Genomic DNA, 26,798 nt, shown 5'->3' with positions numbered 1-26,798 from the left:
CTCGCCGCCTGGGTGAAGGCGGTGTGTGCGGACCGCGCTGTCCGTCGCGAACAGCATAGGTGGCACCCGGTGCCGTCTCGGCGAGGTAACCGCATGGCGGACACACTTGGCACCCCTGTCTTCTGACGCGGCTGCCGACAGCGGAGCGGGTTATCCGGTTGCCCGCTCGCATAGGCTGGCCGACATGAGCAACTCGCCGGAGGGGGGCGGGCCGGGCCGATCACTGTGGTGGTGGGGGCGGCGCCGCAGCGTGGTGCTGGATGTCGGACTGGCCGGGCTGGCCGGGCTGGAGTGTGCCCTGGGGGCGTTCTCGACGGCCCGGGTGCAGTTGGACTGGTCGCTGCCGGTCGCCGTGACGGCTGCGGTGCTGGGGGCGCTCTCGGGCGCGAGCCTGGTGGTGCGTCGCAGGTGGCCCGCCGTACCGGTGGTGGTGGCGCTGGTCTTCGTACCGGGGTCGTTCGGCGTGGTGCTGCTGATGGTGTCGCTGTACACCCTGGCGGCGACCTGGGAGTGGCCGACCAGACGGTGGCGGGTGGTGGCGCTCTCGGCGCTGGCGTTCGTCGAGACCTTGGCGGTGGTGCTGCTCTACATGTTCCTGCCGGACGGCGGGACGGTCGAGCAGCAGCAGCCGCCGGCCTGGGTGTTCGTGGTGATGGCGGTGCTGATCTCGATCGGGCTGACGGTCCCGCCGGTGGTGACCGGGCTGTATCTGGGGGCCCGCCGTCGGCTGGTGGAGAGCTTGAAGGACCGGGCGCACGGCCTGGAGACCGAGCTCGACCTGCTGGCCGAGCAGGCCCAGGAGCGGGCCCGCCGGGCCCGGCTGGAGGAGCGCACCCGGATCGCCCGGGAGATGCACGACGTGGTGGCGCACCGGGTGAGCCTGATGGTGGTGCACGCGGGGGCGCTGGAGCGGGTGATCCCGAAGGACCCGGCGAAGGCGCAGGAGAGCGCCAAGCTGATGGGCGAGGTGGGCCGGCAGGCGCTGAACGAGCTGCGCGAGATCCTCGGGGTGCTGCGGATGTCCGAGGAGGCGATGGCGCCCCCGGCCGGGCTGGCCGAGCTGACCCGCCTGGTGCAGCAGTCGGAGGCGGCCGGGATGCTGGTCACCCTGACGGTCAGCGGTGCCCGGCAGCAGTACGTGCCGGAGGCGGAGCAGACCGCGTACCGGGTGGTGCAGGAGGGGCTGACGAATGCTCACAAGCACGCCGGCGGGGCCCGGGTCTCGGTGCTGCTGGCCTTTGTGCCGAACGGGGTCCGGGTCGCGGTGCTGAACGACTGCCCGGGCGGTGGCGAGCGTGAGGTGGGTCTGCCCAGCGGGGGCAACGGGCTGCTCGGGATGCGCGAGCGGGTGCTTGCGCTGGGCGGCAGCTTCAGTGCCGGGCCGGAGCCGGACGGGGGGTTCCGGGTGGTGGCGGTACTGCCGTCCCGGCTCGCGGTGCGGGACAGTCGGCTGGCGTAGGCACCGGCGGCTTGCGGAGCAGCTTGCCGACCGGTGGCTGCACCAGCGGGCCGAACAGCCGGACGCTGACCGGCAGGCTGAGCAGCACCGCCAGGGCGAGCGCGAACCCGCCGTAGACCGGCAGCGCCGTCCAGGCGTGCTGCAGCGAGCGGGCGTGGTAGACGCCGCCGGCCTGCAGCACCTTGAGCGGCAGGCCGTGCAGCAGGTAGACGTACAGCGAGGCGGCGCCGAGCGAGGTCCAGCGCAGCCGACGGGCCGGGAGCAGGGCGAGGAACGAGGCGGCGGCGACCAGCGAGAGCAGGCCGAGGGCGGCCTTGACGGCCAGCCAGACCGGGTAGCCGACGCCGAGCTGGGTGGCGGTCTCGGTGTACTCGAGCCAGGCGGAGTTCAGCAGCTTGGGGTAGGCCAGCCAGGTGGCGGCGAACGCGGCGAGCAGGCCGAGCGGGGCCAGTGCGCGGACCGTCCGGTGGTGCAGCAGTTCGAAGTGCTGCGGCCGGAGCACCAGGCCGAGCACGAACCAGGGCAGGAAGCCGAAGGTCCGGTCGAGCGCGAGTTCGGGCGGGTAGGCGTGCAGCGCGCCGGAGCCGGCCGCGACCAGCACGGCGACCGGCAGCGGGTGCCGCAGTGCGGTCCAGAGCGGCACGCTGAGGCGCCAGATCAGCAGCGACAGCAGGAACCAGGTGAGCCAGCGCGGCTCCAGCAGGCGGATCGGCTGGAGCTCCTGCTCCAGGGCCATCCCGACCAGGTTGTACAGGAGTTGGAAGACCAGGTAGGGCACCACGAGCTGGCCGATCAGCCGGCCGCCGTCGACCTGGGGACGTCCTGGCCTGGGGCGGGCGAAGTAGCCGCAGAGCACGATGAAGACCGGCATCGAGAAGGCCGCGATGGTCAGCACCACCACGCCGACCGTGCGGTTCTTCTCCAGCAGCGGCATCCAGGTGTGGGCGCAGACCACCAGTGCGACCGCGGCGAACTTGGCGTTGTCGAAGAGCGGTTGGCGTTCCAACGCGAATCCTCCTGCTGTTCCCCGCGAAAGCTCCACAATCGGGCTGGGGGTCAGTGTGGACTCAACGGGCGTTCAGCGGCGGTGAATCGGCGAAAGTGTCACGTGCCGCAGGGTCCTGTCATACCGTCAGCGCGCTCAGCCGTTCGGGCTGCAGGCCGAGCACCAGGGCGGCCACCGCCTGGTCGACCGAACGGCCCAGGTACCACTCGCCGGTGTGGTCCAGGCTGTACACCCGGCCTTCCTCGTCGACGGCCAGCAGTGCCTGGCCGTACGCCTCCTCGCCGAGCGGCGCGACCCGGCTGCCCAGCGCCCGGCCCAGGTCGGCCAGGGTGCGCGGCTGGTGCAGCCCGCAGAGCGGGTCGAGCAGGAACGGCGTCCGGGCGATCTCCCGGCCGGCTCCGGCCAGTTCGACGGCCAGCCCGCCGAACTCGGCCCAGGCCTCGATCGCGGCCGGGAAGACGGCGTGCTGGACCCCGTCCGGGGAGCCGTGCGCGACCAGCGCGTCGGCCCACTCCTCGGCCTGCCGGATCTGCCAGCGGCCCGGGTGCCAGCCGGCCTGCTTGAGCGCGGCGGCGACGTCGGCGGGGAAGCGCGGCTGGGTGCGGAGAGCGGAGTTCAGTGCGGGCTCCAGTCGTACGGGGCGGGGTCAGGACGCGGTGGGGCCGACTGCGACGCTGGCCACCTGGAGGTGGCCGAGCAGCGGCTCGCAGGAGCGGCAGGGCGGCGCGTGGGTGCCGTGCGCCGGGTCGCCCTCCTCGCGGATCCGGACGGTGGTCAGCCGCGAGCCCTTCAGCGCCTTGCGGGCGTCGTGCAGGGTGAGCGGCTTGCGGGCGGACCGCTTGGACCGGGTGGTGTCCACCTCGGCCAGGAACCGGGACAGCAGCTCCGCCTCAGGGCAGCGGCCGACGAACCGCTCGCGCTGCTCGGTCGGCAGCCCGGTCAGGAACTCGGCGACCAGCGGGTGCAGCTCGGGCAGCAGATCGGGCTTGTGCCCGGCCAGCGTGTGCACGGTGCCGTTCTTCAGCGAGAGTGCGGCCGCCACGGCAGGGAGCAGGCTGTCCCGGAGGTGGCGCAGCGCCGGGGCGTGCGACGGCTCGGTCTGCTCCATGGGCGGCTGCTCCTCACCGGGGTCTTGACGGTCCGGACCGGGGATTCGACGGTCCGGCGGACGGGTGGTGTCCGACAGTAGGGGTCAAGCCTGCCAAACGCCGCCGACATTGCCGACGTCGGGGGCCGATCGGGTGACTGACCCGCCGTCCGTTGACCGGGCTTCACCATTCCCCCACGTTTTCCCGATTCGGCCCCCGCACGCTGACGGCAGCAGATAGCGTTCCGGCAGCAGGGCCGGGTCGACCGTGGGGGAAACGGACGGCGCCGGCCGACTGCGGGGGCAGCCGACGGCGAAGGGGCCGCCGGTACCGAGCAAGGGGGGTCTTGCGATGACGTCGTCCGGAGCAGTGTCATCCGGAGCAGTGTCGGCCGACGCGGTGGCGCACGAGGCGCCCGGCGAGCACGTGCCCACGCCCGGGGTGCCCGAGCCCGTGGTCGCCGAGCGGATCGGCATGGCCGTGGTCGGCGCCGGGTACTGGGGGCCGAATCTGGTCCGGAACGCACAGCAGACGGCCGCCCTGCGGCTGCACTGGCTCTGCGACCTGGACGAGGCCAAGTCCCGCCGGGTGCTGGGGGAGTACAGCACCGTCAGGTCCACCACCTCGTTCGAGGAGGTGCTCGCGGACCCGCGGGTGCGGGCGGTCGCGATCGCCACCCCGGCGGCCGCGCACTACAAGCTGGTGCGGGCCGCGCTGGAGGCCGGCAAGCACGTGCTGGTGGAGAAGCCGATCACCACCTCCGCCGAGGAGGCCGCCGAGCTCTGCGAGCTGGCCGAGGCCCGCGGGCTGGTGCTGATGTGCGATCACACCTTCTGCTACACCCCGGTGGTGCGCCGGATCAGGGAGCTGGTGCACGGCGGCGAGCTGGGCGACATCCAGTTCTTCGACTCGGTGCGGATCAACCTCGGGCTGGTCCAGCCCGACGTGGACGTGCTCTGGGACCTCGCCCCGCACGACCTGTCGATCCTGGACTTCGTGCTGCCGCCGGGCGTCGAGCCGGTCGGCGTGAGCGCCCAGGGCGCCGATCCGATCGGTGCCGGGCGGGCCTGCGTGGCGTACCTGACGGTGCGGCTGAGCAACGGCGCGCTGGCGCACTGCCACGTCAACTGGCTCTCGCCCACCAAGGTCCGCACCACCATGATCGGCGGCTCCCGCCGGACCCTGGTCTGGGACGACCTCAACCCGCAGGCCCGGCTGGCCGTGCACGACCGGGGGGTGGACCTCACCCCGCCGGACGAGCTGACCGACGCGATCCGGCACCAGGCGCTGATCTCCTACCGGGTCGGCGAGATGGTCGCCCCCGCGCTGGTCGAGCAGGAGGCGCTGCGCAACGTGATGGCGGAGTTCGCCGCCGCCATCACCGAGGGCCGGGCCCCGCTCACCGACGGCCGGTCCGGACTGCGGGTGCTGCGGCTGCTGCACGCCGCCTCGCGCAGCCTCGAACTCGGCGGTGCCACCGTGCCGGTGGAGCCGACCGGCGACGTAGAACTGATCACTGCTCAGGAGAGGGCCACCGCCCGATGAACGCTGTCCCGATCGAGGGATCCCGCTGTCTGGTCACCGGTGGGGCCGGGACCATCGGCTCCACCGTGGTCGACCAACTGCTCGTGGGCGGTGCCCGCGAGGTGGTCGTGCTCGACAACTTCGTCCGGGGCCGGATGGCCAACCTGGCGCACGCCGAGTCGATCGCCGCCCCGGGGCAACTCCGGGTGGTGGACGGCGACATCAGGGACCGGGCACTGCTGCGCGAGCTGCTCGGCGAGGACACCGACCTGCTGTTCCACCTGGCCGCGATCCGGATCACCCAGTGCGCCGCCGAACCCCGGCTGGCGCTGGAGATCATGGTGGACGGCACCTTCGACGTGGTCGAGGCCGCCGCCGAGTGCGGGGTGAAGAAGGTGATCGCCTCCTCCACCGCCTCGGTCTACGGCCTGGCCGACACCTTCCCGACGCCGGAGACCCAGCACCCGTACAACAACGACACGCTGTACGGCGCGGCCAAGGTCTTCAACGAGGGCCTGCTGCGCAGCTTCCACGCGATGTTTGGTCTCGACTACGTGGCGCTGCGCTACTTCAACGTCTACGGCCCCCGGATGGACGTGCACGGCCGCTACACCGAGGTGTTCATCCGCTGGATGGAGCGGATCAACGGCGGGGAGCCGCCGCTGATCTTCGGCGACGGTGCGCAGACCATGGACTTCGTGCACACCGAGGACATCGCGCGGGCCAACCTGCTGGCCGCCGCCGCCCCGGTCACCGACCGGGTCTACAACATCGCCAGCTCCACCGAGGTCTCGCTGCGCGGTCTGGCCGACGCGCTGCTGCGCGCGATGGACTCCGAGCTGGACGTCGAGCACGGCCCGGCCCGGGGCACCGCCGGTGGCGTGGTCCGCCGGCTGGCCGACATCTCGGCCGCCGAGCGCGAGCTCGGCTGGAAGCCGGAGCTGGGCCTGGACGAGGGCCTGCGCCAGCTGGTCGCCTGGTGGCGCGAGCAGTAACTGTCCGTCCCTGCAAGGTAGTTCGGAGCAGCCCTGTGTCCACCATTCCCGTCATGATTCCTTGGCTCGGCGAGCAGGAGGCCCTGGCCGCCGCCGAGGCCGTCCGCTCCGGCTGGGTGGCCCAGGGCCCCCGGGTCGCCGAGTTCGAGCGGGCCTTCGCCGACCACCTCGGCGTGCCGCACGCCGTCGCGGTCTCCTCCTGCACCACCGCGCTGCACCTGGCGCTGATCGGCGCGGGGGTCGGCCCCGGGGACGAGGTGGTGGTGCCCTCGCTCTCCTTCGTCGCCACCGCCAACGCGGTCACCTACGTCGGCGCCGTCCCGGTCTTCGCGGACGTGGAGCTCGCCACCGGCAACCTGACCGCCGAGACCGTCGCGCCGCTGCTCACCGAGCGCACCAGAGCGGTGATCGCGGTGGACCAGGGCGGCGTACCGGTCGACCTGACCGCGCTCGAGGCGCTGGCCGGGCCGCGTGGCATCACCGTGATCGAGGACGCCGCCTGCGGGGCCGGGTCGCTGCTGCGCGGGCGCCCGGTGGGCAGCGGGGCCGCGATCGCCGCGTACTCGTTCCACCCGCGCAAGCTGCTGACCACCGGCGAGGGCGGCATGGTGACCTGTCAGGACGGCGAACTCGCCGCCCGGCTGCGGCGGTTGCGCGAGCACGGGATGAGTGTCTCGGCCGCCGACCGGCACGCCGCGAGCGGCGGGGCCGGGGTGGTCGAGACCTACGACGAGATCGGCTACAACTACCGGATGACCGACATCCAGGCCGCGATCGGCCTGGTGCAGCTCGGCAAGCTGCCCGCGATGGTCGCCCGGAGGCGCGAACTGGCCGCCCGCTACCGGTCGTTGCTCGGCCCGCTGGGCGAGCGGCTGGTGGCCGACCCGGCGCACGGCACCGGCAACTTCCAGGCCTGCTGGCTGCTGCTGCCCGAGGACGCGCCGGACCGCACCGAGGTGCTGACCCGGCTGGCCGGGGCCGGGGTGTCCGCCCGCCGCGGCATCATGGCGGCCCACCTGGAGGCCCCGTACAAGGACGCTGCCCGAGAGCCGCTGCCCAACACCGAGCTGCTGACCGGGCGTTCGCTGATCCTGCCGCTCTTCCACACGCTCACCGAGCAGCAGCAGGACACCGTGGTCGGCGCGCTCCGGGCGATCCTCGGTTGACCGAGATCAGGCACCTCGGCCACGCGGGATTCGTGGTCGGGCACGCCGGTCTGCGCATCCTGATCGACCCCTGGTTCCACCCCGCCTTCCTGGACGCCTGGTTCCCCTACCCCGACAACCGGGCGCTGCTGCCCGAGGTGGTCGAAGGACGCTACGACTTCCTGTACGTCTCGCACACCCACGAGGACCACTTCGACGAGCGGCTGCTCGGGCAGCTCTCCCGGGACGTCACGGTGCTGGTGCCCAGGTTCCGTTCGCACGGGCTGCGCAAGCGCCTGAACCGGCTCGGCTTCGGCCGGCAGGTGCTGCTCGGCCACCGGGAGACGTACCGGCTCGGGCCCGACGCGACCGCCACCATGCTGCTGGACACCAGCCACAAGGAGGACAGCGGGCTGCTGCTCGACCTGGGCGGCTACCGCTTCCTGGACCTGAACGACTGCAACACCCCGATGTCCGAACTCCCGGACGGCATCGACCTACTGGCCGCGCAGTACTCCGGCGCGATGTGGTACCCGAACGCCTACGACTACCCGCCCGAGGCGATGGCCGCCAAGACCGCCGCGGTCCGGGCCGACCTGCTGGACACCTTGGTCCGCAAGGTGAAGCTGACCGGCGCGCGGGCCTACCTGCCCTCGGCCGGTCCCGCCTGCTTCCTCGACCCGGAGCTGGACCGCTTCAACGACCGGGCGGCCACCATCTTCCCGCAGTGGGAGGACGTCGCCGCGACCTTCGCGGACGCCTGCCCCGGCACCGAGGTGCTCCGCACCGGCCCCGGCGACCTGGTCGACTCCCCGTCCGAGCCCGGCAGTTGGGCCACCGACCCGGCGGGCTACCTGGCGGCGTACCGGGAGCGCCGCCGGGACGAGTGGGAGGGCTACCACCGGGGCCAGGACCCGACCGTGGACCCCGCCGAGGTGGCCGAGCACTTCGCCCGGCTCCAGCGGCTGAACCGGCCGCTGCTCGCCGACTACCGGCGCGACCTGCGGCTGGAGACCGACGGCACGGTCTGCGCCCTGCCGCTCGGCGAGCTGGCGCTGCGGGTCGAGCTCGAGGACGAACCGGTGGACCCCGCCTACACCATCCGGGTCCCGGCCCGGGCGCTGCGCGCGGTGCTGGACGGCCGGGCCGGCTGGGAGGAGGCGCTGCTCTCGATGCGGCTCAGCCTGCACCGCGACCCGGACGTCTTCGACCTCACCCTGCTCAGCCTGCTCCGGTACGGCCACCAGCCCGCCCAGACCCGCCAGTTGGTCCGGGAGCGGACCGCCGCCGCCGGACAGCTGGTTGAGCGGGAGGGCCTCCGGTTCCAGCGCTACTGCCCGCACGCGGGCGAGGACCTGGGCCATGCCGTGATCGCGGACGGCGTGATCGAGTGCCCCCGGCACCACTGGAAGTGGGATGCCAGGACCGGCCGCTGTCTCTCCGGCGGCTCCCTGCCCCTGCTCGTCGAACACCTCTCCCTGGAAGGGCCCGTCGGATGAACCCGATCCCGCTCGTCGACCTGCAAGCCGCCCACGCCGAGGTCGCCGAGGAGGTCAGGGCCGGTTTCGACCGGGTGCTCACCTCCGGCGCCTACATCAAGGGCCCGGACGTGACCGCCTTCGAGGCCGAGTACGCGGCCTTCTCCGGCGTCTCCCACGCGGTCGGCACCGCCAACGGCACCGACGCGATCGAGATGGCCCTGCGCGCCCTCGAACTCCCCGCCGGGGCCCGGGTGGTGCTGCCCGCCAACACCTTCGTCGCCACCGCCGAGGCGGTGGTCAGGGCCGGTCTCTACCCCGTGCTGGTGGACGTCGACCCCTACGCGCTGCTGATCGACCCGGCGCGGGCCGCCGAGGCCGCCGCCGACGCGTACCTGCCGGTGCACCTGAACGGCCAGCTCGCGCCGATGGAGCAGATCCTGGAGCTCGCCGAAGGCCGTCCGGTGATCGAGGACGGCGCCCAGTCGCAGGGTGCCACCCGGCACGGCCGCCCCTCCGGCTCCTGGGGCCTGCTCGCCGCGACCAGCTTCTACCCGGGCAAGAACCTCGGCGCCTACGGCGACGCGGGTGCCGTGGTCACCGACTCCGCCGAACTCGCCGCCCTGGTAAGGGAGATCGGCGACCACGGGTCCAGCGAGAAGTACATCCACGAGCGTTTCGGCTTCAACTCCCGGCTGGACACCCTGCAGGCCGTGGTGCTGCGCGCCAAGCTCCGCCACCTGCCCGGCTGGAACGTCGCCCGCCGGGCCGCCGCCGTCCGCTACCACCAGCTGCTGGCCGGCCTGCCCGGCCTCACCCTCCCGGTCACCCTGCCCGGCAACGAACACGTCTGGCACCTGTACGCGGTCCGGGTGCCCCGCGGCCGCGACGAGGTGCTCGCCGCCCTGCACGCGGCCGGCATCGGCGCGGGCATCCACTACCCCGTCCCGGTCCACCTCCAGCCCGCCTTCCAGTACCTGGGCCACCCCGAGGGCAGCTTCCCGGTCACCGAACGCGCCGCCCGGGAGATCCTGACCCTCCCGCTGCACCCGCACCTGACCGCGGACCAGCAGATCTTCATTGCTGAGACCCTGGCGAAGGCGCTGGCCAGGATCTGACGGAGCGGCAGTGGCGCGCAGGTGGTCCGCGTCCGGACAACCCGGGCCACTGCCGCTCGGGCCTCGCCGCACCCCCTAGGCTGTCTGCAGCAATCGTCGCAGCAGCCAGTGGGGGCACCCAGATGACGACAGGTCGGCCCGGTACTGCCGCCGCGCCCAACGGGGCGTACGCGGGGCAGGTGGTGCAGTTTCCCGATCCGGTCCGGGCGGGGAGGTACCCGGCCGGGGTGCGGGTGGACGAGGCGGGGCTGCCGGACTTCGGTCCTTACGCCGTGGCGGTGGCCGAGGTGGCCGATCCGCCGGACGGCTTCGGGGTGGACGAGCTGCGGCTGACCGACTACGTGTCGGCGAACGCCGCGCTCTACACCGAGGGGCACGAGCTCTGGGCCGACCAGGGCACCGCCGTGGCCACGCCGCCCGGCTGGACCTGGCACCACGTCAGCGGCCGGGCCGCGCCCGGCTGGCGGCGGATGGAGCTGGTCCCGGTCGAGGTCAAGGCGCTGCTGCGGCACCACGGCGGGCTGGCCCACTCCGGGGCCGACCACGGCCGCCGGGGGACCAGGCCGCTGCAGGAGCACCGCCCCGCGCACTTCCCGCTGGCGCTGGACGGCGGCGACCCGCTGGCCGTCACCGAGGACCTGGTCCAGCGCGCGGAGCAGCGACTCGGCCACCCGCTGCCGCCCGCCTACCGGGACTTCCTCAAGCTCGCGGGCGGCCGGGCCCCGGTCGGCGTCGCGCTGGACACCGAGCTCGGGCTGCTCATCGACCAGCCGTTCCTGACGCTCAGTGAGGAGTACGGCGTCCACGACCTGGTGTACGCCAACAAGTGCCTGCGCGACCACCTCACCAAGGACTACCTGGGCATCGCGTACGTCCAGGGCGGCCTGCTGGCGCTGAAGGTGCGCGGTGCGGACACCGGTTCGGTCTGGCTCAGCCTGTACGACGACGCCCGGGACGCGGGCGACCCGGCGGAGACCCCGGAGCAGCGGGTGGCCAGGCTGCTGCTGCCGTGCGGGGCGGACTTCGACCAGTTCCTGCTCCGACTGGCGGGCAGTCCGCAGGAGTTGGAGACGGTGGCGGCGATGATGGTGGACGGCGGCTTCGTCCGCGCCGTCCCGGTGAACGGGGACGGGGTGCAGCGGGCGTGGTGACGTACGCGCAGGCGCAGGAGCTGGCCGAGGACTGGATCAACGCCGGGGTGCCGCGCTCGCAGCAACGCGAGGTCCGGGTAAGGGAGTTCGACCTGGGCTTCGTCTGCTGGGCGGAGCGGCGGACGGACGCGCCGTCGGCCGATCCCGGTTCGGCGCCGGGCCCCCGGCTGGTGATCGCCCGGGACAGCGGGGCCAGCACGCTCTGGCCGGCCCTGCCGGTCAACGAGGTGGTCAGCCGCTACGAGGCGGTCTACGGCAGCCCGACCGAACCCAACCCGGCCGGGGCGGCCAAGCCCGTGCAGGGCGCGGTGGAGGCGACCTCCTTCCTGCTCAGTCCGCCGCAGTGGCTCAAGGACGCGGGCGAGGCGGCGATCGCGGCCGAGCACGCCAGGCTCGGCGAGCCCGGCTCCGCCGACGGCCCGACCCTGACGAAGCAGCCCCGGCCGGAGCCCGTGGCCCCGACCCCGCCGCTGCCCGAGCCGGCCCCGCCGCTGCCCGAGCCGGCCGGGGCGACGCCGGTCGCGCCGATGGCGTACCTGCCGGAGCCGGGAGCGGCTGACGGTCCGTCGACTCCGCCGCCGACGCCTGCGGTGTTCACCGCGCCCGCGGCCTCCGGCCGTCCGGCCGGTGACGCCCCGACCATGCTCGCCCCGCCGCCGCCCGGGATGCAGGCCCCGTACGGTGGCGCGCCGGTGCCACCGGCCGGCCCCCCGCCCGGTGCCCCGTACGCGCCGACCCTGCTGGCGGCCGACGGTGTGCCGGGGNGGGGCTGCACGGCCTGCCCGGCGCGCCGCCGGTCGGCCCGCCCACCGTGCCCGTTCCGCCGCCGGGTCACCCCGTCGCGCCGCCGCCCCCGCCGCCGGTGGAGCTGCGCGGCCCGGCGACCCCGCCGCCCGCCTCGCCCCCGCCCGGTGCGGGCCGGGGCCCGAGCGCGCCGCCGCCGCCCCCGCCCGCCGAGCTGCGCTCCCCGCTCGCCCAGCCCGCCCCCGGCTCCGTACCGGTCCCCGGTGCGCCGCCGGTCGGCTACGGCTACCCGGACGCCGCCTCGCTGGGTGCCCCGGCCCCGGCCGCCCCCCCGGCGCCGATGCCCGTACCGCCTCCGCCGCCGGTGAACACGGGCCTGCCGTCGATCGGCCCCGGCAGCAGCGCGGTGGTCCGCTACCGGGGTCCGGACGGCTCCGAGCAGACCCTGATCCAGCGCAGCGAGCCCGGCACCCCGCACCCGGAGTGGAAGGCGCTCCAGGAGCTGCGCCGTCTCAACGTCCCGCCGGACCAGGTGCTCGAACTGCACACCGACCTGGAGTGCTGTGACCTGCCCGGCGGCTACTGCCTGCGGATGGTCCGGGCGGCCTGGCCGAACGTCCGGCTCAGCCACACCGCCCCGTACGGCCGCGACCAGCAGGCCAGGCAGGCCGGGATGGCGGTGCTGTTGGACCACGTGGACCAGCTGCACCAGCTCGCGGCCGCACCGCAGCGCCCCCGTCCGGTCCGCGCGCCGCTGCCGCAGCCCGGTGCGCTCTCCGGTGCGCCGGTACCGCTGCCGCCGGCCGGACCGCAGCAGCTGGCGGCCGAGCTCGGTCAGGTGTTCGGTCCCGGCGTGTTCCGGTTCGAGCAGCGCGCGGTCTCCCGGCAGGGCGTGCCCGAGCCGGTCGCGCAGACCCTGATGTGGGCCGGGCTGCCGCGCGACTTCGCGCCGTTCTTCTGGGCCCAGGCCCAGGAGGGCCGCCCGATCCCGACGCTGGCCGAGCTGGCTGCCGAGCGCGGCCTGCCCGCCGGGCCGGACTTCGGTGGCTACCTGGTGCTGGGCAACGACTACGGCCGTCAGCTCTGTGTCCAGTACGGCACCGCGGCCGTGGTGGCGGTGGACCTGGAGAACGGCGGCGAGGTCCCGCGCTTCGTCAACACCGGCGTCCCGGAGTTCGTCCGCTCGCTGGCCCTGCTGGGCCGGATGTGGCGGCTGCGCTACGGGCTGACGCCCGATCAGGCGGGCCGCTGGACCACCGATTTCCAGGCCCAGCTGCTGGCCGTCGACCCGGCCGCCCTGCAGTCGCCGGAGACCTGGTGGGCGGTCCTGCTCGAGCAGTTCTGGGACGGGCTGTTCTGATCCGAACCGAGTCACGGCCGAGGTGAGCTGAGTCACCCGGAGCCGGGGTAGGGCCATGTCGGATGGCCTTACCCCGGCTCTGCCTTGTTTGGGTTTCGATCCCATCTGCGCAAAATAGGTCAAGAGGAACGTCGTACCGGCGCTCCTCCATCACGTCCGCCACCGGGGCTCCGTAGCCCGCGAGCACGAGGGGAAGAGCCATGAGCGACGCAGTCTCCCAGCACGGCTTCACCGCTGCCCGACGGGGCTATGCGCCCGAGCAGGTCGACGCGGCGCTGGCCGCGTTCACGGTCGATCGGGACCGAGCGTGGGAGCAGCTCAGCGTGCTCGGCGCGGGTGCCCGCGAGATGGAGAAGCGGCTCGCCGAGGTCGTCAAGGCCGCCGAGGACGCACCCGACCCGGACTACGCGGCGCTCAGCGAGCAGGCCGTCAAGCTGATGGCCATCGCCCAGGCCGAGGCGCTGGCCGTCCGGGAGCTCGCCGAGCGCGCCGCCGAGGATGCCAGGGACGACGCGTACGAGGCCGGGCAGGCGGCCGCCACCGCCGCCAAGGAGTTCGCCGCCACCACCCGGAGCGACGCCGACCAGGCCGCCCGCCGCACCGAGGAGCGGACCAGGGCCGAGGCGGAGAAGCTCCGCGCGGCCGCCGACGCGGAGGCCAGGGCGATCCGGGACGGCGCGACCGCTGCCGCCGCCAAGGTCCGGGTCGCCGCGGCCGAGGCCGAGGAACTGTCCGAGGACAAGCTGGCCGAGCGGCGCCGCCGGGCCGACGAGACCTTCGCCGCCGCCGAGGCCAAGGCCGACGCCGAGGAGGCCGAGATCTCGGCGACCGCCGAGAGCCGCCTCAAGGAGGCCGAGCAGCACCGCGAGTCGGTGCTCGCCCAGATCAAGCAGGCCGACGCCCAGGCGAACGCCAAGGCCGAGGGGCTGATCGCGAAGGCCCGGCGCGAGGCGGAGAAGATCCAGTCCGCGAGCGAGCGCGAGCAGCGTGAGTTCGCCGCCGAGCTGGAGCAGGTGCAGCAGCACCTCGACCACATCAAGCAGACCCTGGCCGCCCTCACCGGCGCGGTGGTCGGCCAGATCGAGAAGCCGCCGCAGGCCGAGGCCGAGCCTCAGGACGCACCGACGGACGTACTGACGGACACGCCTCAGGACACGCCTCAGGACACGCCTCAGGACACGCCTCAGGACACGCCGAAGGGCGCGCCGAAGGACCGGCCCGTCGACGCACCCACCGCCGTCATCCCGGTGATCCCGGCCGTCCCGGCGAAGCCCCCGGCCCCGCCGGCGCCGCCCGCCCCCGCGCCGAAGGCCGGCGATGCGGAGACCCGGGTCATCCCCAGGATCGTGATCGTGGACGACGGCCACGAGTACCCCAGCGAGGTGATCCGCCGAGGCTGACGACCCGTCAGAGCACCTCGACTGCCGCCCCGGTGAGCCGGCGGCGGCAGTCCAGGATGTAGCGGGCGTGCGTGGTGACGGCCTCGTAGTCGAAGTCGTCGTGGTCGGCGAGCAGGACGACGGCGTCGGCGGCGGCCAGCTCCTCGGGGGTGGCCTCGACCCGGCGGACGGCGGCGAACGGGTCGCCGTGGCTGTCCGGTTCGGCGGCCCGCTGGCCGGGGATCACCGGGTCGGGCATGTGGACGCCGACCACCACGTGCGGGTCGGCGGCGTGCACCTCGGCCCCCATCCGGACCAGCAGCTCGGCCACCCGGGCGGCCGGGGTCTCCCTGGCGTCGCCGGTGTTCTTCTTGTACGCCAGGCCGAGCAGCAGCACCCGGGAGCCCTTGACCGACCGCTGACGGTCGTTCAGCGCCTCGGTCAGCCGGCGCACCACGTAGTCGGGCATGTGGCTGTTCACGTCGTTGGCCAGCTCGACGAACCGGAACGACTGGCCGAGCGCCCGCTCCACCCGCCAGGACAGGTAGGACGGGTCGATCGGCAGGCAGTGCCCGCCGACGCCCGGGCCCGGGGTGAAGCGCAGATAGCCGAACGGCTTGGTGGAGGCGGCGTCGATCGCCTCCCAGACGTCGATGCCGAGGTCGTGCGCGAACATCGCCAGCTCGTTCACCAGCGCGATGTTGACGTGCCGGAAGGTGTTCTCCAGCAGCTTGGTCAGCTCGGCCTCCTTGGTGGAGGAGACCGGTACGGTGCGCTCGACCAGCTGGGCGTAGAAGCCGTCCACCGCCGCCAGCCCGGCCGGCGAGGTGCCGGAGACCACCTTGGGGGTGTTCTCCAGCTTCCAGGTCGGGTTGCCCGGGTCGATCCGCTCCGGGCTGTAGCCGAGGTGGAAGTCCTGACCGGCCGTCAGCCCCGAGCCCTGCTCCAGGATCGGGGCGAGCAGCTCCTCGGTGGTACCCGGGTAGGTGGTGGACTCCAGCACCACGGTGGCCCCCGGGCGCAGGTGCTGCGCCAGCAGCCGGGCCGAGGACTCGATGTACGAGAGGTCCGGCACCCCGTCCCGGAGCGGCGTCGGCACGGTGATCACGGCGATGTCGAAGCCCGCCACCTCGGCCGGGTCGGCGGTCGGCTGGTACGCCCCGCTCTCCAGCAGCGGCCGCAGCCGCGCCGCCGGGATGTCCTCGACGTACGACTCGCCGAGGGCCAGCCGCTTGATCCGCCGCTCGTCCACGTCGTACCCGACCACCTGGTGCCCGACCTCGGCGGCCCGGACCGCCAGTGGCAGCCCCACATACCCCTGGCCTGCGATGACGACGCGCATGACGAAGTACCCCCTCCATCGCGATTCACGGTGTCCCCACACCGTCTTCACACGAGAGAGTACGGAGCCCGGCCGGGCCGCGTGGGCCTTCGGGCAAAGTGGCGGGAACGGTGTTGTCCCGGAAAAAGCAGGTGCCGTGGTGCCCTTCAGGAAAGGGCACCACGGCTCCCGCGAATGGGCGCGGGCGCCCCCACCCAGGGCCGCCCGGCCACGCACTCCGACCCCCATCGGGGTGCGTCCGCGCCGCCGCAGCCATCCCCCACGGTTGGGTGCGGCGGGCACGAACACCATCCTGCGCGATCACCATGGACGGGCAGTGACAGCAATATGTCGAGTTCGTGATCTGTGGGGTGCCGGGTCTTCGGGGAAACGCCCCGGCTTGCCCTGATCTCCGCTGCGGTTGCTCACGGCGGCGGGTGCCCCGTCGGCGTAGGCTGGAGACCCCCGGGGCGCTCCGCGTTTCGGGCTGTTCGCGTTGCCCGGCCGGTCGCTCCGGCGCCTGGGCATTCCAGCCGTGGAGCCGAGAAGTATGAGCCTGTCCGGACTGCTCGATGTCGTCGTACGGGACGCCGCCCTCGCCGAGGCGATCGAGGCGGCGGCTGCCGGGCAGCGGCAGCACCTCGACCTGGTGGGACCGCCCGCCGCCCGCCCGTTCGCGATCGCCGCGCTGGCCCGGTCGCTGGCCGGGAAGGCGGGGGAGCGCGGCCGCCCGGTGCTGGCGGTGACCGCCACCGGCCGGGAGGCGGAGGACCTGGCGGCCAGCCTGCGTTCGCTGCTGCCGCCGGACGCGGTCGCGGAGTTCCCCGCGTGGGAGACGCTGCCGCACGAGCGGCTGTCACCGCGCTCGGACACCGTCGGCCGCCGCCTCGCGGTGCTGCGCCGGATCGTTCACCCGCGCGCCGACGACCCGGCGGCCGGGCCGGTGCAGGTGATCGTGGCCCCCGTCCGCTCGGTGCTGCAGCCGCAGGTGAAGGGGCTGGCCGAGCTGGAGCCGGTGGCGCTGCTGCGAGGTGAGCAGCACGACCTGGAGCAGGTGGCCAGGAAGCTCGCGGCCGCTGCCTACTCCCGGGTCGAACTGGTCGAGAAGCGCGGCGAGTTCGCCGTCCGCGGCGGCATCCTGGACGTCTTCCCGCCGACCGAGGAGCACCCGCTCCGGGTGGAGTTCTGGGGCGACGACGTCGAGGAGATCCGGTTCTTCAAGATCGCCGACCAGCGCTCGCTGGAGATCGCCGAACACGGCCTCTGGGCGCCGCCCTGCCGTGAGCTGCTGCTCACCGACGAGGTGCGGGCCAAGGCCGCCGAGCTGGCGGCGCGTCACCCGGAGCTGGCCGAGATCCTGGACAAGATCGCCCAGGGGATCGCGGTCGAGGGCATGGAGTCGCTGGCGCCGGTCCTGGTGGACGAGATGGAGCTGCTGCTCGACGTGCTGCCGAGCGGCTCGGTCGCGGTGGTCTGCGACCCGGAGCGGGTCCGGACCCGGGCGGCCGACCTGGTGGCGACCAGTCAGGAGTTCCTGCACGCCTCCTGGGTGGCGGCCGCGAGTGGCGGTGACCGGCCGATCGACATCGAGATGATCGACGTGTCGGCGGCCTCGCTCTGGTCGCTCGCGGACGTCCGGGAGCACGCGGCCGAGGTCGGGCTGCCCTGGTGGTCCGTCAGTCCCTTTGCCACCAGCGACTCGAGCGTGACGGAGATCCTGGAGTTCGACGCGAACACCCTCACCCTCGGCATGCACGCCGTCGAGGCGTACCGGGGCGACACCGCCCGCGCCATCGCGGACGCCAAGGAGCGGCTGAACGCCGACTGGCGGGTCGTCATGGTGACCGAGGGCCACGGACCGGCCTCCCGGCTGGCCGAGGTGCTGGCCGGCGAGGGCATCGCGGCCCGGCTGGTCGCCGACCTGGCCGAGGCCCCGACCCGGGACGTCGTGTACGTCTCCTGCGGCTCGATCGAGCACGGTTTCGTGGACGAGCAGCTCAAGCTGACCGTGATCACCGAGACCGACCTGTCCGGCCAGAAGTCCTCCACCAAGGACATGCGCCGGATGCCCTCCCGGCGCCGGAACGCGATCGACCCGCTCGCCCTGGCGGCCGGCGACTACGTGGTGCACGAGGCGCACGGCGTCGGCCGGTACGTGGAGATGGTGCAGCGCACCGTGCAGGGCGCCACCCGCGAGTACCTGGTGCTGGAGTACGCGCCCGCGAAGCGCGGCCACCCCGGCGACCGGCTGTTCGTGCCGACCGACCAGCTGGACCAGGTGACCAAGTACGTCGGCGGCGAGGCCCCGACCCTGCACCGGCTCGGCGGGGCGGACTGGGCGAAGACCAAGCAGCGGGCCAAGAAGGCCGTGCGCGAGATCGCCGGGGACCTGATCAAGCTGTACTCGGCCCGGATGGCGGCGCCAGGTCACACCTTCGGCCCGGACACCCCCTGGCAGCGCGAGCTGGAGGACGCGTTCCCGTACGCGGAGACGCCCGACCAGCTGACCACCATCGCCGAGGTCAAGTCGGACATGGAGAAGTCGGTCCCGATGGACCGGCTGATCTGCGGCGACGTCGGCTACGGCAAGACCGAGATCGCGGTCCGGGCGGCGTTCAAGGCGGTGCAGGACGGCAAGCAGGTGGCCGTGCTGGTGCCGACCACGCTGCTGGTGCAGCAGCACTTCTCCACCTTCGCCGAGCGGTACGCCAACTTCCCGGTGGTGGTGAAGGCACTCTCCCGGTTCCAGAGCGACAGCGAGGCGAAGGCCGTCCTTGAGGGCCTGTTCGAGGGCTCGGTGGACGTGGTGATCGGCACCCACCGGCTGTTCTCCTCCGAGACGAAGTTCAAGGACCTCGGCCTGGTCATCGTCGACGAGGAGCAGCGCTTCGGCGTCGAGCACAAGGAGCAGCTGAAGAAGCTGCGGGCCAACGTGGACGTGCTGACCATGTCGGCCACCCCGATCCCGCGCACCCTGGAGATGGCGGTCACCGGCATCCGGGAGATGTCCACCATCACCACGCCGCCGGAGGAGCGGCACCCGGTGCTGACCTTCGTCGGCCCGTACGACGAGAAGCAGATCTCGGCCGCGATCCGGCGTGAACTCCTGCGCGAGGGCCAGGTGTTCTACATCCACAACCGGGTCGAGTCGATCGACAAGGCGGCCGCCCGGCTGAAGGAGCTGGTGCCCGAGGCGCGGGTCGCCACCGCGCACGGGCAGATGGGGGAGAACCTGCTGGAGAAGGTGGTGGTCGACTTCTGGGAGAAGGAGTTCGACGTGCTGGTCTCCACCACCATCGTGGAGTCGGGCATCGACATCTCGAACGCCAACACCCTGATCGTGGAGCGCGGTGACACCTTCGGCCTGTCCCAGCTGCACCAGCTGCGGGGCCGGGTGGGCCGTGGCCGCGAGCGCGGCTACGCCTACATGCTGTACCCGCCGGAGAAGCCGCTCACCGAGACCGCGCACGAGCGCCTGGCCACCATCGCCCAGCACACCGAGATGGGTGCGGGTATGTACGTGGCGATGAAGGACCTGGAGATCCGCGGGGCGGGCAACCTGCTCGGCGGCGAGCAGTCCGGGCACATCGCGGGCGTCGGCTTCGACCTCTACATGCGGATGGTCGGCGAGGCGGTCGCGGAGTTCCGTGACTCGCTGGCCAGTGGCGGTGCGGAGCCGGAGGAGGAGCCGCTGGAGGTGAAGATCGAGCTGCCGGTGGACGCCCACGTGCCGCACGACTACGCCCCCGGCGAGCGGCTGCGCCTGCAGGCGTACCGCTCGATCGCGGCGGTCAACTCCGAGGAGGACATCGTCCAGGTCCGCGAGGAGCTGACGGACCGTTACGGCAAGCTGCCGGAAGCGGTGGAGAACCTGCTGCTGGTCGCGGCCCTGCGGCTGTACGCCCGGCGCTGCGGGATCGGTGACATCACGCTGGCCGGGCCGAACGTCCGGTTCGGGCCGGTGGAGCTGCGCGAGTCGCAGCAGCTGCGGCTGAACCGGATCTACCCGCGCAGCCAGGTCAAGGCCACCGCCCGGCAGCTGCTGGTGCCCCGGCCGGCCACCGGCCGGATCGGCGGCAAGCCGCTGGTCGGGCGTGAACTGCTGGACTGGTGCCGGGAGTTCCTGACCACGATGTTCGACGACCTGGCGGGCGCGAAGAAGTAGCTGTCTGCAGTGGTGCGCCGCGTCGGCGGTCTCGGGCCGGGTGCCCGAGGCCGCCGTGGTGTTTCCGGGCGGGCTGTCAGCCGAGCTTCCACTGACCGGTCTGCGGGGCGAAGCCGCTGTCCAGGGTGAACTGGACCTTGTCGAGCTTGGCGTCGGCGGGCACCTCGAAGGTGAGGAAGCCGAGGCCGCTCTCGCCTGCGGCGATGGTGGTGCCGGCCGCGAAGGACGGGCCCGCCTTGGTGTCGTCCAGGCTGGTGTTGAAGGCCTGGCCCTGGGCGTCGATCAGCTTGGCGCTGTTGGACGGCGAGTCGTTGTAGCCCTTGCCGGTGGCCTTGATCCGGAACTGGATGGCGACGAAGCGCTTGCCGTCGGCCGGCTTGCTGAACTCGTCGACGCCCTCGGCGTTGTCGACCAGCTTCACCGCGGTGACGTCGGCGGTGGTGTCCGCGAGGTTGCCCTTGAGGGCGATGGTGTCGCCGAGCTTGGCGGCAGCCTTCGCGCCCTCCGCGCTCTTGCCCGGGTCGGCGGCCTTGCTGCCGTCGGCCGAGGCGGTGGCGGCCGGCTTCGCCTCGGTGGAGACCGAGGGCTTGGTGTCGGTGCAGGCGGTGGCGCCGAGGACGACCAGACCGGCGGTGAGCAGCAGGGCGGCGCGGCGGCGGGTGGTGGTGGCGATGGCCATGTCGAACTCCCAGGGTCTCGGGCTGCTTCGCGGCGACTGCCGCTTGCGATGGGTAGATCACATCATCTGCTGTGAACGATGTCAACACTGATTCACGAAAGCTCTCTGTTCACGCGTGAACGCGACGTCAGGGGGTCGATCGCTATGCTGTGTGGTCACACCCCGCCCCGAAGGAGCCCAGATGCCGGACCGCCCCGAGGTGACCGCCGTCGAGATCGCCAGGCTGGCGGGGGTCGGCCGAGCCGCCGTCAGCAACTGGCGCCGCCGCCACCCCGACTTCCCGCGCCCGGTCGGTGGCAGCGACAGCAGCCCCACCTTCCGGCTCGACCAGGTCGAACGGTGGCTGCAGGGGCAGGGCAAGATCGCCGAGCTGCCGCTGATCGAGCAGACCTGGCGTCAGCTGGAGACCCTGCGCGATCCGGCCGGTCACCCGGCCGGCGCCGTCCCGGCCGCCGGGGCCTTCCTGCTGCTGCTGCACCGCGCCCCGGCCGCCTGGCCCGCGCTGGCCGGCGAACCCGACACCGCGCTGGCCACCGCGCTGCCCCGGGAGCTGCGCCGACTGACCGTCAGCACCCTCGGCCCGGACGCCCCCGGCCTGCTCGACCTGCCCACCCTGGCCGGGGCCACCTACCTCGACCTGGCCAGGATGCTGGCCCGGCTGGCCGGACAGCACGGCCCGGTGGCCGCGTACGAGCAACTGCTGGCCCGGCACGCCGAGGCGAACAGCCGTCAGCTCAGCCCCACCCCGCCGGAGGCCGCAGCGCTGCTCGGCGCGCTGGCCGGGCAGCCCGCCTCGGTGCTCGATCCGGCCTGCGGCCTCGGTGCCCTGCTGCTCGCGGTGCCCGGCGCGGCCCACCGGTCGGGCCAGGAGGCCGACCCGGTGCTCGGGGCGCTGGCCCTGCTCCGGCTGGCGCTGCACACCCCCGCCGACACCCCAAGCCCGCTCGGCCTGGACCTGCGCCCGGGCAGCGCCCTGCGGGCCGACGCCCACCCCGGCGGGCTCGCCGACGCGGTGCTCTGCCAGCCCCCGTACAACGAGCGCGACTGGGGTCACGACGAGCTCCAGTACGACAGCCGCTGGCTGGCCGGGGTGGTCCCGCCGCGCGGTGAGTCCGAACTCGCCTGGGTGCTGCACTGCCTGGCGCACACCGCACCGGGCGGCCTGGCCGCCCTGCTGCTGCCGCCGACCGTGGCCTCCCGCCGGGCGGGCCGCCGGGTCCGGGCCGAACTGCTGCGCAGCGGCGCACTGCGCGCGGTGGTCGCGCTGCCCGCCGGAGCCGCCCCGCCGTACGGCGTGCCGCTGCACCTGTGGGTGCTGCGCAGGCCCGCGCCCGGCGACGACTTCCGCCAGGTGCTGCTGCTGGACGCCGTCCAGGCCGCCCCGGGCGAGGGTGGCCGGGACCGGATCGACTGGCCGCAGCTGCACCGCACCGTGCTGGACGCCTGGCGCGGCTTCGACGCGGCCGCCACGGCCGGTACCGTACTGCCCGCCGACCGGCCCGGCGTGCACCGGGCGGTGCCCGCGATCGACCTGCTCGACGACGAGACCGACCTGTCCCCGGCCCGCCACCTCCCGCCGGCCGCGCCGGCCGGGGACGCCGACGGGCTGACCCACCTTCAACTCCGGCTGGCCGAACGGTTCGCCGCGCTGGCCGAGCCGGACGCCCTGCTGCCCCGGGTCAGCCCGGTGACCGGGGCCGGGACGGTCCCGACCGTCACGGTCGGCGAACTCGCCAGGTCCGGCGCCCTGGAGGTGTACCCGGCGGGCCAGGGCGCTCCGGCCCGCACGCCGCTCGGCTCAGGGGAGACCGCGCTGCTCACCGACCACGACCTGATCAACGGCCACCCGCCGACCGCCGCCTCGGCCGCCGAAGGGCCGGTGCCGACCGCTCGCCCCGGGGACGTCCTGGTGCCCGCGCTGGCCACCGCCGCCGCCCGGGTGGTCCGGCCGGGCGACCCGTACGACGGCGCCGCGCTCGGCGCCCGGGTGCACCTGCTGCGCCCCGACCCGGCGCAGCTCGACCCCGACCACCTGGCCGGTCTGCTGCGGGCCACCGACGCCACCCGGCGGGCCAGCAGCTACGCGTCCGGCACCACCCGGCTGGACATCCGCCGGTTCGAGCTGCCCCGGCTCCCGGTCGAGCGACAGCGCGAACTCGGCGCCGCCTTCCGCCGGATCGCCGACTTCGAGGCCGCCCTCCAGCAGGCCACCGGGCTGGCCAGGACGCTCACCCAGGGCCTGACCGACGGGCTGGCGGCGGGCACCCTGGAACCCTGAGACCGTCCGGCAGTTGGGGGTGGCGGAGGGTACCGTGTGCGGGAACGTTCAGTCCTCGTACGGGAGTCCGCATGGCAGGTCAGCAGTTCGGCGCGCCGGGTCCGTTCCGGGTCGGGCCGAAGATCCTGTTCTGTCTCGTTCCGCTGCTCAGCCTCGGGCTGCTCGGCCTGGTGCCCTCGCTGGTGCTGGCGCTGCGCCGCAGGCGGGCGGTGGACGTGCTCGGCGCGGTCGTGTTCGTGCTGCTCCAACTCACCCTGTACGTCAGCGTCGGACTCTCGAAGCCGGACGGCCAGGACGTCTTCAGCCTGATCGGCGGCCTCGCCCTGCTGGCGCTCTGGCTCGGCGCGCCGGTGCACTTCCTGGTGCTCGACTCCCGGTCCGGCTGGGGCACGCCGAAGACCGTCCCGCCGGTGCAGACCGCCGCCTGGTACCCGGCGCCGCAGTACCCGGCCGCCCCGCCGGCCCCGCCGCTACCAGCACCGGCGCAGCCCGCACCGCAGGCGTCCGCGCCGACCCAGGACGACCTGCAGCAGCTCGGTGAACTGTTGCGCCGTCAGGCCCAGGACGGCAGCCGGTGACCGTCTCCCGGTTGATCGCCGACCGCTACCGGCTGGCGGAGAAGATCGGCCACGGTGGCATGGGCCAGGTCTGGGCCGGGCACGACGAGCGGCTCGGCCGCCGGGTCGCGGTCAAGCTGCTCCGCACCGACCTGCTCAACTCCACCGACGGCACCGGGGCCGACGCCACCGCCAGCCGCAGCGACGAGCTGCGCCGCCGGTTCCTGCGCGAGTGCCGGGTCACCGCCGCGCTCGACCACCCCGGCCTGGTCACGGTCTTCGACGCGGGGGAGGACGGCGGCGAGCTCTACCTGGTCATGCAGCGCGTGCCCGGCCTCAGCCTGGCCGATCTGATCGCCGAGCAGGAGCCGTTCCCGATTGTCTGGGCGGTCGCCGTGGCCGCCCAACTGTGCACTGCGCTGGCCGCCGTGCACGCCGTCCCCGTGGTGCACCGCGACCTCAAGCCGAGCAATGTGATGGTCCGTGAGGACGGCCGGGTGGTGCTGCTCGACCTCGGCATCGCCACCGCCCTGGACACCGACGCGACCCGGCTGACCCTGACCGGCGTACCGATCGGCAGCCCCGCCTACATGGCCCCCGAGCAGGCGCTGGCCGGCACCGCCGACCCGCGCAGCGACCTCTACGCGCTCGGCTGCCTGCTGCACGAGATGCTCGCGGGGGAGGCCCCGTTCCGGGCCCCGACCGCCCTCGGGGTGCTCCGGCGGCACGTGGACGAGCCGCCCGCCGCCCTTCGCACCCTCCGCCCCGAGGTGCCCGCCGTGCTGGAGACGCTGGTCCTCGACCTGCTCGCCAAGCGCCCCGAGGACCGCCCGGCCGACGCCGGCCAGGTGTACGCCCGGCTGCTGCCGCTGCTCCCGGCCGCCGGGGCCGAACTCCAGCCCCCAGTCGGCCCGTTGCCTGACCCGACCCGGCCGTACCGGTACCCGCACCAGCCCCATCAGTCCCACCGGCCGCAGTCCGCCGCAGTCCCGGCACCCGCCGCTCCGGTGGACGATCTCACCGGTGCCTTCGCCGAACTCTCCGACCTGGTCGCCGCCCGGCGGTACGCCGAGGTGACCGAACTGGCCGGCCGGCTGCTGCCCCGGGCCCGGGTCCAACTCGGCGACGCCGCACCGCTGGTGCAGACCGTCCGGACCATCTACGCCCGCACCCTGCGCGAGCAGCGGCGCTACCGGGAGGCGCTGGCGGAGTACCGGCAGCTGCTCGCCGACGCCGGGGCCGACCCCGAGCGCAGCTTCGAACTCCGGGAGCAGATCGGCCTGTTGCGCGTCCAGCTGGGTGACCGCGAGGGCGCCTGGCAGTGGCTGCTGGAACTGCTGCTGGAGCGCGAACGGAGCCATGGCCCGCACCACCCGGACGTCCTCCGGCTGCGCACCCATCTGAACGGTCTCGGCTCGGCCACCCCGCCGCCCACCCCGGTCCGGGGCAACCCGTACGCCAACAGCTGAGCGCGGCCACCTTGGTCCGGAATCGACCGAAGTAAAGCCGTTTGGCCCGTGCCGATGCTCTTGGCCAAACGTCCCGGAGCTTGGAGACTGTGCACCGTCAGGAGAACCACGCGCACCCCACAACTCCCGGGAGCCCCACGTGATCCGCACCCGCACCGCGCTCCGCCACGGCCGAACCGCCGTCGGCGTCCTGCTCGCCGGGGCCGCCCTGGCCGCCTGTGGCAGTGGGGCACCCCACCAGGGGTCGGCAGCCGTGGTCGGCGGCGAACAGATCTCCATCGCGGCGGTCGAGTCCCGGGTGACTGGGGTGCGGGATGCCATGGCGGCCGAGTCGGGCGGTGGGCGGACCACCGAGCGGTCCCAGTTGGTGCGGCGTACGGTTGCCGACCTGGTGCTCAACGAGGTGGTGGCCAAGGCCCTGGCGGACCGTCAACTCACGGTGACCGACGGGGAGATCGACGAGGCCAGGGAGAGCGAGGCCAAGATGCTCGGCGGCATGGCCGAGCTCCAGCGCGACCTGCTGTTCAAGCAGAGCGTCCGGGCTGGTGACGTCACCGCCTTCTACCGCCAGCAGGTGGGCATCAAGAAGCTCGCCGCCGCTCAGGGCAAGGACGCCCGCAGCGCCGAGGGTGACGCGGCCATCCGGGCCGCCCTCACCGACGCCGGGGCCAAGCTGAAGATCGAGGTCAACCCGCGCTACGGCCAGTGGGACGTCCGGCAGATCGGCCTCACCAACACCGTCTCCGACTGGCTCCGGCAGCCCGCGGCCACCGCTGCCTGACCCCGGCCGGGCCAGGTAGGTTCGGAGGGTGGACACTCCGAAGCTGATCCTGCTCACCACCACCCACCGGGTCGCCCCCGGCCTGCTCTCCTGGCCCGCCTGGCAGGCACTGCACGGGGCGGCCCGGGTCCTCGCCGCGGACCCGGACCACCCGCAACTGCCCGCCGTACGCCAGGCCGGCGTCGAGGTGGAACTCGTCGAGCGCGGCACCGCCCCGGCGCTGGCCCGGCTGCTCACCGGCACCGAGGGCACCGTGGTCTGGCTCGGCAGCATCGACGGCGACCCCGGGCTGACCGACGCCCTCGCCCGGATCGCGGTCGAGGAGGCCGGCCAGGTCCCCGAGATCGAGGTGCTGCCCGGCTCCTACGACCTGCCCGGTGCCCGACTGCTCGACCTGGCCTCGGTGATGGACCGGCTCCGCTCGCCCGGCGGCTGCCCCTGGGACGCCGAGCAGACCCACGAGTCGTTGGTGAAGTACCTGGTCGAGGAGACCTTCGAACTGGTCGAGGCGATCGAGGAGGGCGACCGCGAGACCTTCCGCGAGGAGCTCGGCGACGTCCTGCTGCAGGTCTTCTTCCACTCCCGGATCGCCGAGGAGGACACCGAGGAGCCGTTCTCCATCGACGACGTCGCGGGCGACATCGTGGAGAAGCTGATGTACCGCCACCCGCACGTCTTCGGTGACGTCGAGGCCACCGGGTCCGCCCAGGTCGAGGCCAACTGGGAGCAGCTCAAGGCCGCGGAGAAGCAGCGCGACTCCATCCTGGACGGCGTCCCCGCCGGGCTGCCCGCACTCGCCTATGCGGCCAAGCTGGTCTCCCGAGTCCGCCGCGCACGCTTCACCGCCGTCCCCGACGCCCCGTACACCCTCCCGGCCGAGCTCACCCCGGAGTCGGCGGGCCGCCTGCTCCTCGCGGTCGCCCAACGCGCCTACGACGCCGACGTGGACATCGACGCAGCCCTCCGCACGGCGGCTCGCGCCTACCGCGACGACGTCCGCTCAGCCGAGAAGTAGGCACCACCAGGGGCTCGGGGAACTGCGACGCCGACCTCGTGCAAGGTGATCCGTGCGTGAATGGTCAGGCACTTTCGCATTTTGAC

The 26,798-nt window shown here is 73.6% G+C and carries 20 protein-coding genes; 15 read left to right on the top strand and 5 right to left on the bottom strand.

Annotated features, from left to right (window positions below):
- Nucleotides 1-184 precede the first annotated feature (184 nt).
- Entirely contained in the window at nt 185-1,459 is a 1,275-nt protein-coding gene (locus tag ASC99_RS01905) for a sensor histidine kinase (RefSeq protein WP_057227393.1), read from the top strand.
- Here the strand turns inward: ASC99_RS01905 and ASC99_RS01900 are convergent.
- From ASC99_RS01900 to ASC99_RS01890, 3 genes are all read right to left on the bottom strand, one after another.
- Nucleotides 1,371-2,465, bottom strand: a complete 1,095-nt coding sequence (locus tag ASC99_RS01900; protein ID WP_057227391.1) for an acyltransferase family protein — start codon at nt 2,463-2,465, stop codon at nt 1,371-1,373. The two genes, ASC99_RS01905 and ASC99_RS01900, sit on opposite strands and share 89 nt — an antisense overlap.
- A gap of 118 nt (nt 2,466-2,583) precedes the next feature.
- Nucleotides 2,584-3,084: an SUKH-3 domain-containing protein gene (locus ASC99_RS01895; protein ID WP_057227389.1), complete on the bottom strand. Its 501-nt coding sequence runs from the start codon at nt 3,082-3,084 to the stop codon at nt 2,584-2,586.
- A gap of 27 nt (nt 3,085-3,111) precedes the next feature.
- Nucleotides 3,112-3,573, bottom strand: a complete 462-nt coding sequence (locus tag ASC99_RS01890) for a YwqJ-related putative deaminase (RefSeq protein WP_057227386.1) — start codon at nt 3,571-3,573, stop codon at nt 3,112-3,114.
- A 364-nt stretch (nt 3,574-3,937) separates the two neighbouring features.
- Between ASC99_RS01890 and ASC99_RS01885 the strand changes: the two genes are divergently transcribed.
- The 8 genes from ASC99_RS01885 to ASC99_RS01845 all read left to right on the top strand — a co-directional run bounded on the left by ASC99_RS01885 (nt 3,938) and on the right by ASC99_RS01845 (nt 14,468).
- Nucleotides 3,938-5,098: a Gfo/Idh/MocA family protein gene (locus tag ASC99_RS01885; RefSeq protein WP_235502739.1), complete on the top strand. Its 1,161-nt coding sequence runs from the start codon at nt 3,938-3,940 to the stop codon at nt 5,096-5,098.
- Nucleotides 5,095-6,072 carry an NAD-dependent epimerase/dehydratase family protein gene (locus tag ASC99_RS01880; protein WP_057227384.1) on the top strand — a complete coding sequence of 326 codons (978 nt, stop codon included), beginning with the start codon at nt 5,095-5,097 and terminating at the stop codon, nt 6,070-6,072. Before ASC99_RS01885 ends, ASC99_RS01880 begins: the two co-directional genes overlap by 4 nt.
- Nucleotides 6,073-6,125: 53 nt before the next feature.
- Nucleotides 6,126-7,238, top strand: coding sequence for a DegT/DnrJ/EryC1/StrS aminotransferase family protein (locus tag ASC99_RS01875; RefSeq protein ID WP_057228020.1), 1,113 nt, complete (start codon nt 6,126-6,128; stop codon nt 7,236-7,238).
- A complete protein-coding gene (locus ASC99_RS01870; protein WP_057227381.1) occupies nt 7,235-8,716 on the top strand; it encodes an MBL fold metallo-hydrolase in 1,482 nt (493 codons plus the stop codon). The genes ASC99_RS01875 and ASC99_RS01870 overlap by 4 nt, the downstream gene beginning before the upstream one ends.
- Nucleotides 8,713-9,813 (top strand): DegT/DnrJ/EryC1/StrS aminotransferase family protein, encoded by a 1,101-nt coding sequence (locus ASC99_RS01865; protein ID WP_057227379.1) that lies wholly within the window; start codon nt 8,713-8,715, stop codon nt 9,811-9,813. Before ASC99_RS01870 ends, ASC99_RS01865 begins: the two co-directional genes overlap by 4 nt.
- Before the next feature lie 122 nt (nt 9,814-9,935).
- A complete protein-coding gene (locus ASC99_RS01860; protein WP_057227377.1) occupies nt 9,936-10,964 on the top strand; it encodes an SMI1/KNR4 family protein in 1,029 nt (342 codons plus the stop codon).
- A 765-nt stretch (nt 10,965-11,729) separates the two neighbouring features.
- Nucleotides 11,730-13,068, top strand: a 1,339-nt coding sequence (locus ASC99_RS40030) for an SUKH-4 family immunity protein (RefSeq protein ID WP_235582999.1), incomplete at its 5' end; no start/stop codon positions are given.
- Between the two features lie 200 nt (nt 13,069-13,268).
- Entirely contained in the window at nt 13,269-14,468 is a 1,200-nt protein-coding gene (locus ASC99_RS01845) for a hypothetical protein (protein WP_057227374.1), read from the top strand.
- A 7-nt stretch (nt 14,469-14,475) separates the two neighbouring features.
- On the opposite strand, the gene ASC99_RS01840 is transcribed toward ASC99_RS01845, so the two are convergent.
- On the bottom strand, nt 14,476-15,789 hold the full coding sequence (locus tag ASC99_RS01840) for a nucleotide sugar dehydrogenase (RefSeq protein ID WP_057227372.1): 1,314 nt from the start codon (nt 15,787-15,789) through the stop codon (nt 14,476-14,478).
- Nucleotides 15,790-16,318: 529 nt separating this feature from the next.
- On the opposite strand from ASC99_RS01840, the gene mfd reads away from it, so the two are divergent.
- Nucleotides 16,319-19,933 (top strand): transcription-repair coupling factor, encoded by a 3,615-nt coding sequence (mfd, locus tag ASC99_RS01835; protein WP_057227369.1) that lies wholly within the window; start codon nt 16,319-16,321, stop codon nt 19,931-19,933.
- A 76-nt stretch (nt 19,934-20,009) separates the two neighbouring features.
- Here the strand turns inward: mfd and ASC99_RS01830 are convergent, their stop codons facing one another.
- Nucleotides 20,010-20,612, bottom strand: a complete 603-nt coding sequence (locus ASC99_RS01830; RefSeq protein ID WP_057227367.1) for a DUF4352 domain-containing protein — start codon at nt 20,610-20,612, stop codon at nt 20,010-20,012.
- A 181-nt stretch (nt 20,613-20,793) separates the two neighbouring features.
- Here ASC99_RS01830 and ASC99_RS01825 point away from each other — a divergent pair, with 181 nt between their 5' ends.
- The 5 genes from ASC99_RS01825 to ASC99_RS01805 all read left to right on the top strand — a co-directional run bounded on the left by ASC99_RS01825 (nt 20,794) and on the right by ASC99_RS01805 (nt 26,712).
- On the top strand, nt 20,794-22,890 hold the full coding sequence (locus ASC99_RS01825) for an N-6 DNA methylase (RefSeq protein ID WP_200948259.1): 2,097 nt from the start codon (nt 20,794-20,796) through the stop codon (nt 22,888-22,890).
- 71 nt (nt 22,891-22,961) lie between these two features.
- Nucleotides 22,962-23,468: a hypothetical protein gene (locus ASC99_RS01820; protein WP_057227365.1), complete on the top strand. Its 507-nt coding sequence runs from the start codon at nt 22,962-22,964 to the stop codon at nt 23,466-23,468.
- The gene (locus ASC99_RS01815; RefSeq protein WP_063856952.1) at nt 23,465-24,916 is read left to right on the top strand and encodes a serine/threonine-protein kinase; all 1,452 of its coding nucleotides are present in this window, start codon (nt 23,465-23,467) and stop codon (nt 24,914-24,916) included. Before ASC99_RS01820 ends, ASC99_RS01815 begins: the two co-directional genes overlap by 4 nt.
- 139 nt (nt 24,917-25,055) lie before the next feature.
- A complete protein-coding gene (locus tag ASC99_RS01810; protein ID WP_057227363.1) occupies nt 25,056-25,697 on the top strand; it encodes a SurA N-terminal domain-containing protein in 642 nt (213 codons plus the stop codon).
- Nucleotides 25,698-25,725: 28 nt separating this feature from the next.
- The gene (locus ASC99_RS01805) at nt 25,726-26,712 is read left to right on the top strand and encodes a MazG family protein (RefSeq protein ID WP_057227361.1); all 987 of its coding nucleotides are present in this window, start codon (nt 25,726-25,728) and stop codon (nt 26,710-26,712) included.
- Nucleotides 26,713-26,798 lie beyond the last annotated feature (86 nt).

Source organism: Kitasatospora sp. Root107 (assembly GCF_001424875.1).
In the GTDB taxonomy this organism is placed as follows: Bacteria; Actinomycetota; Actinomycetes; order Streptomycetales; family Streptomycetaceae; genus Kitasatospora.
The sequence above is the reverse complement of the archived record's forward strand: the minus strand, read 5'-3'. Positions and strand labels throughout refer to the sequence as shown.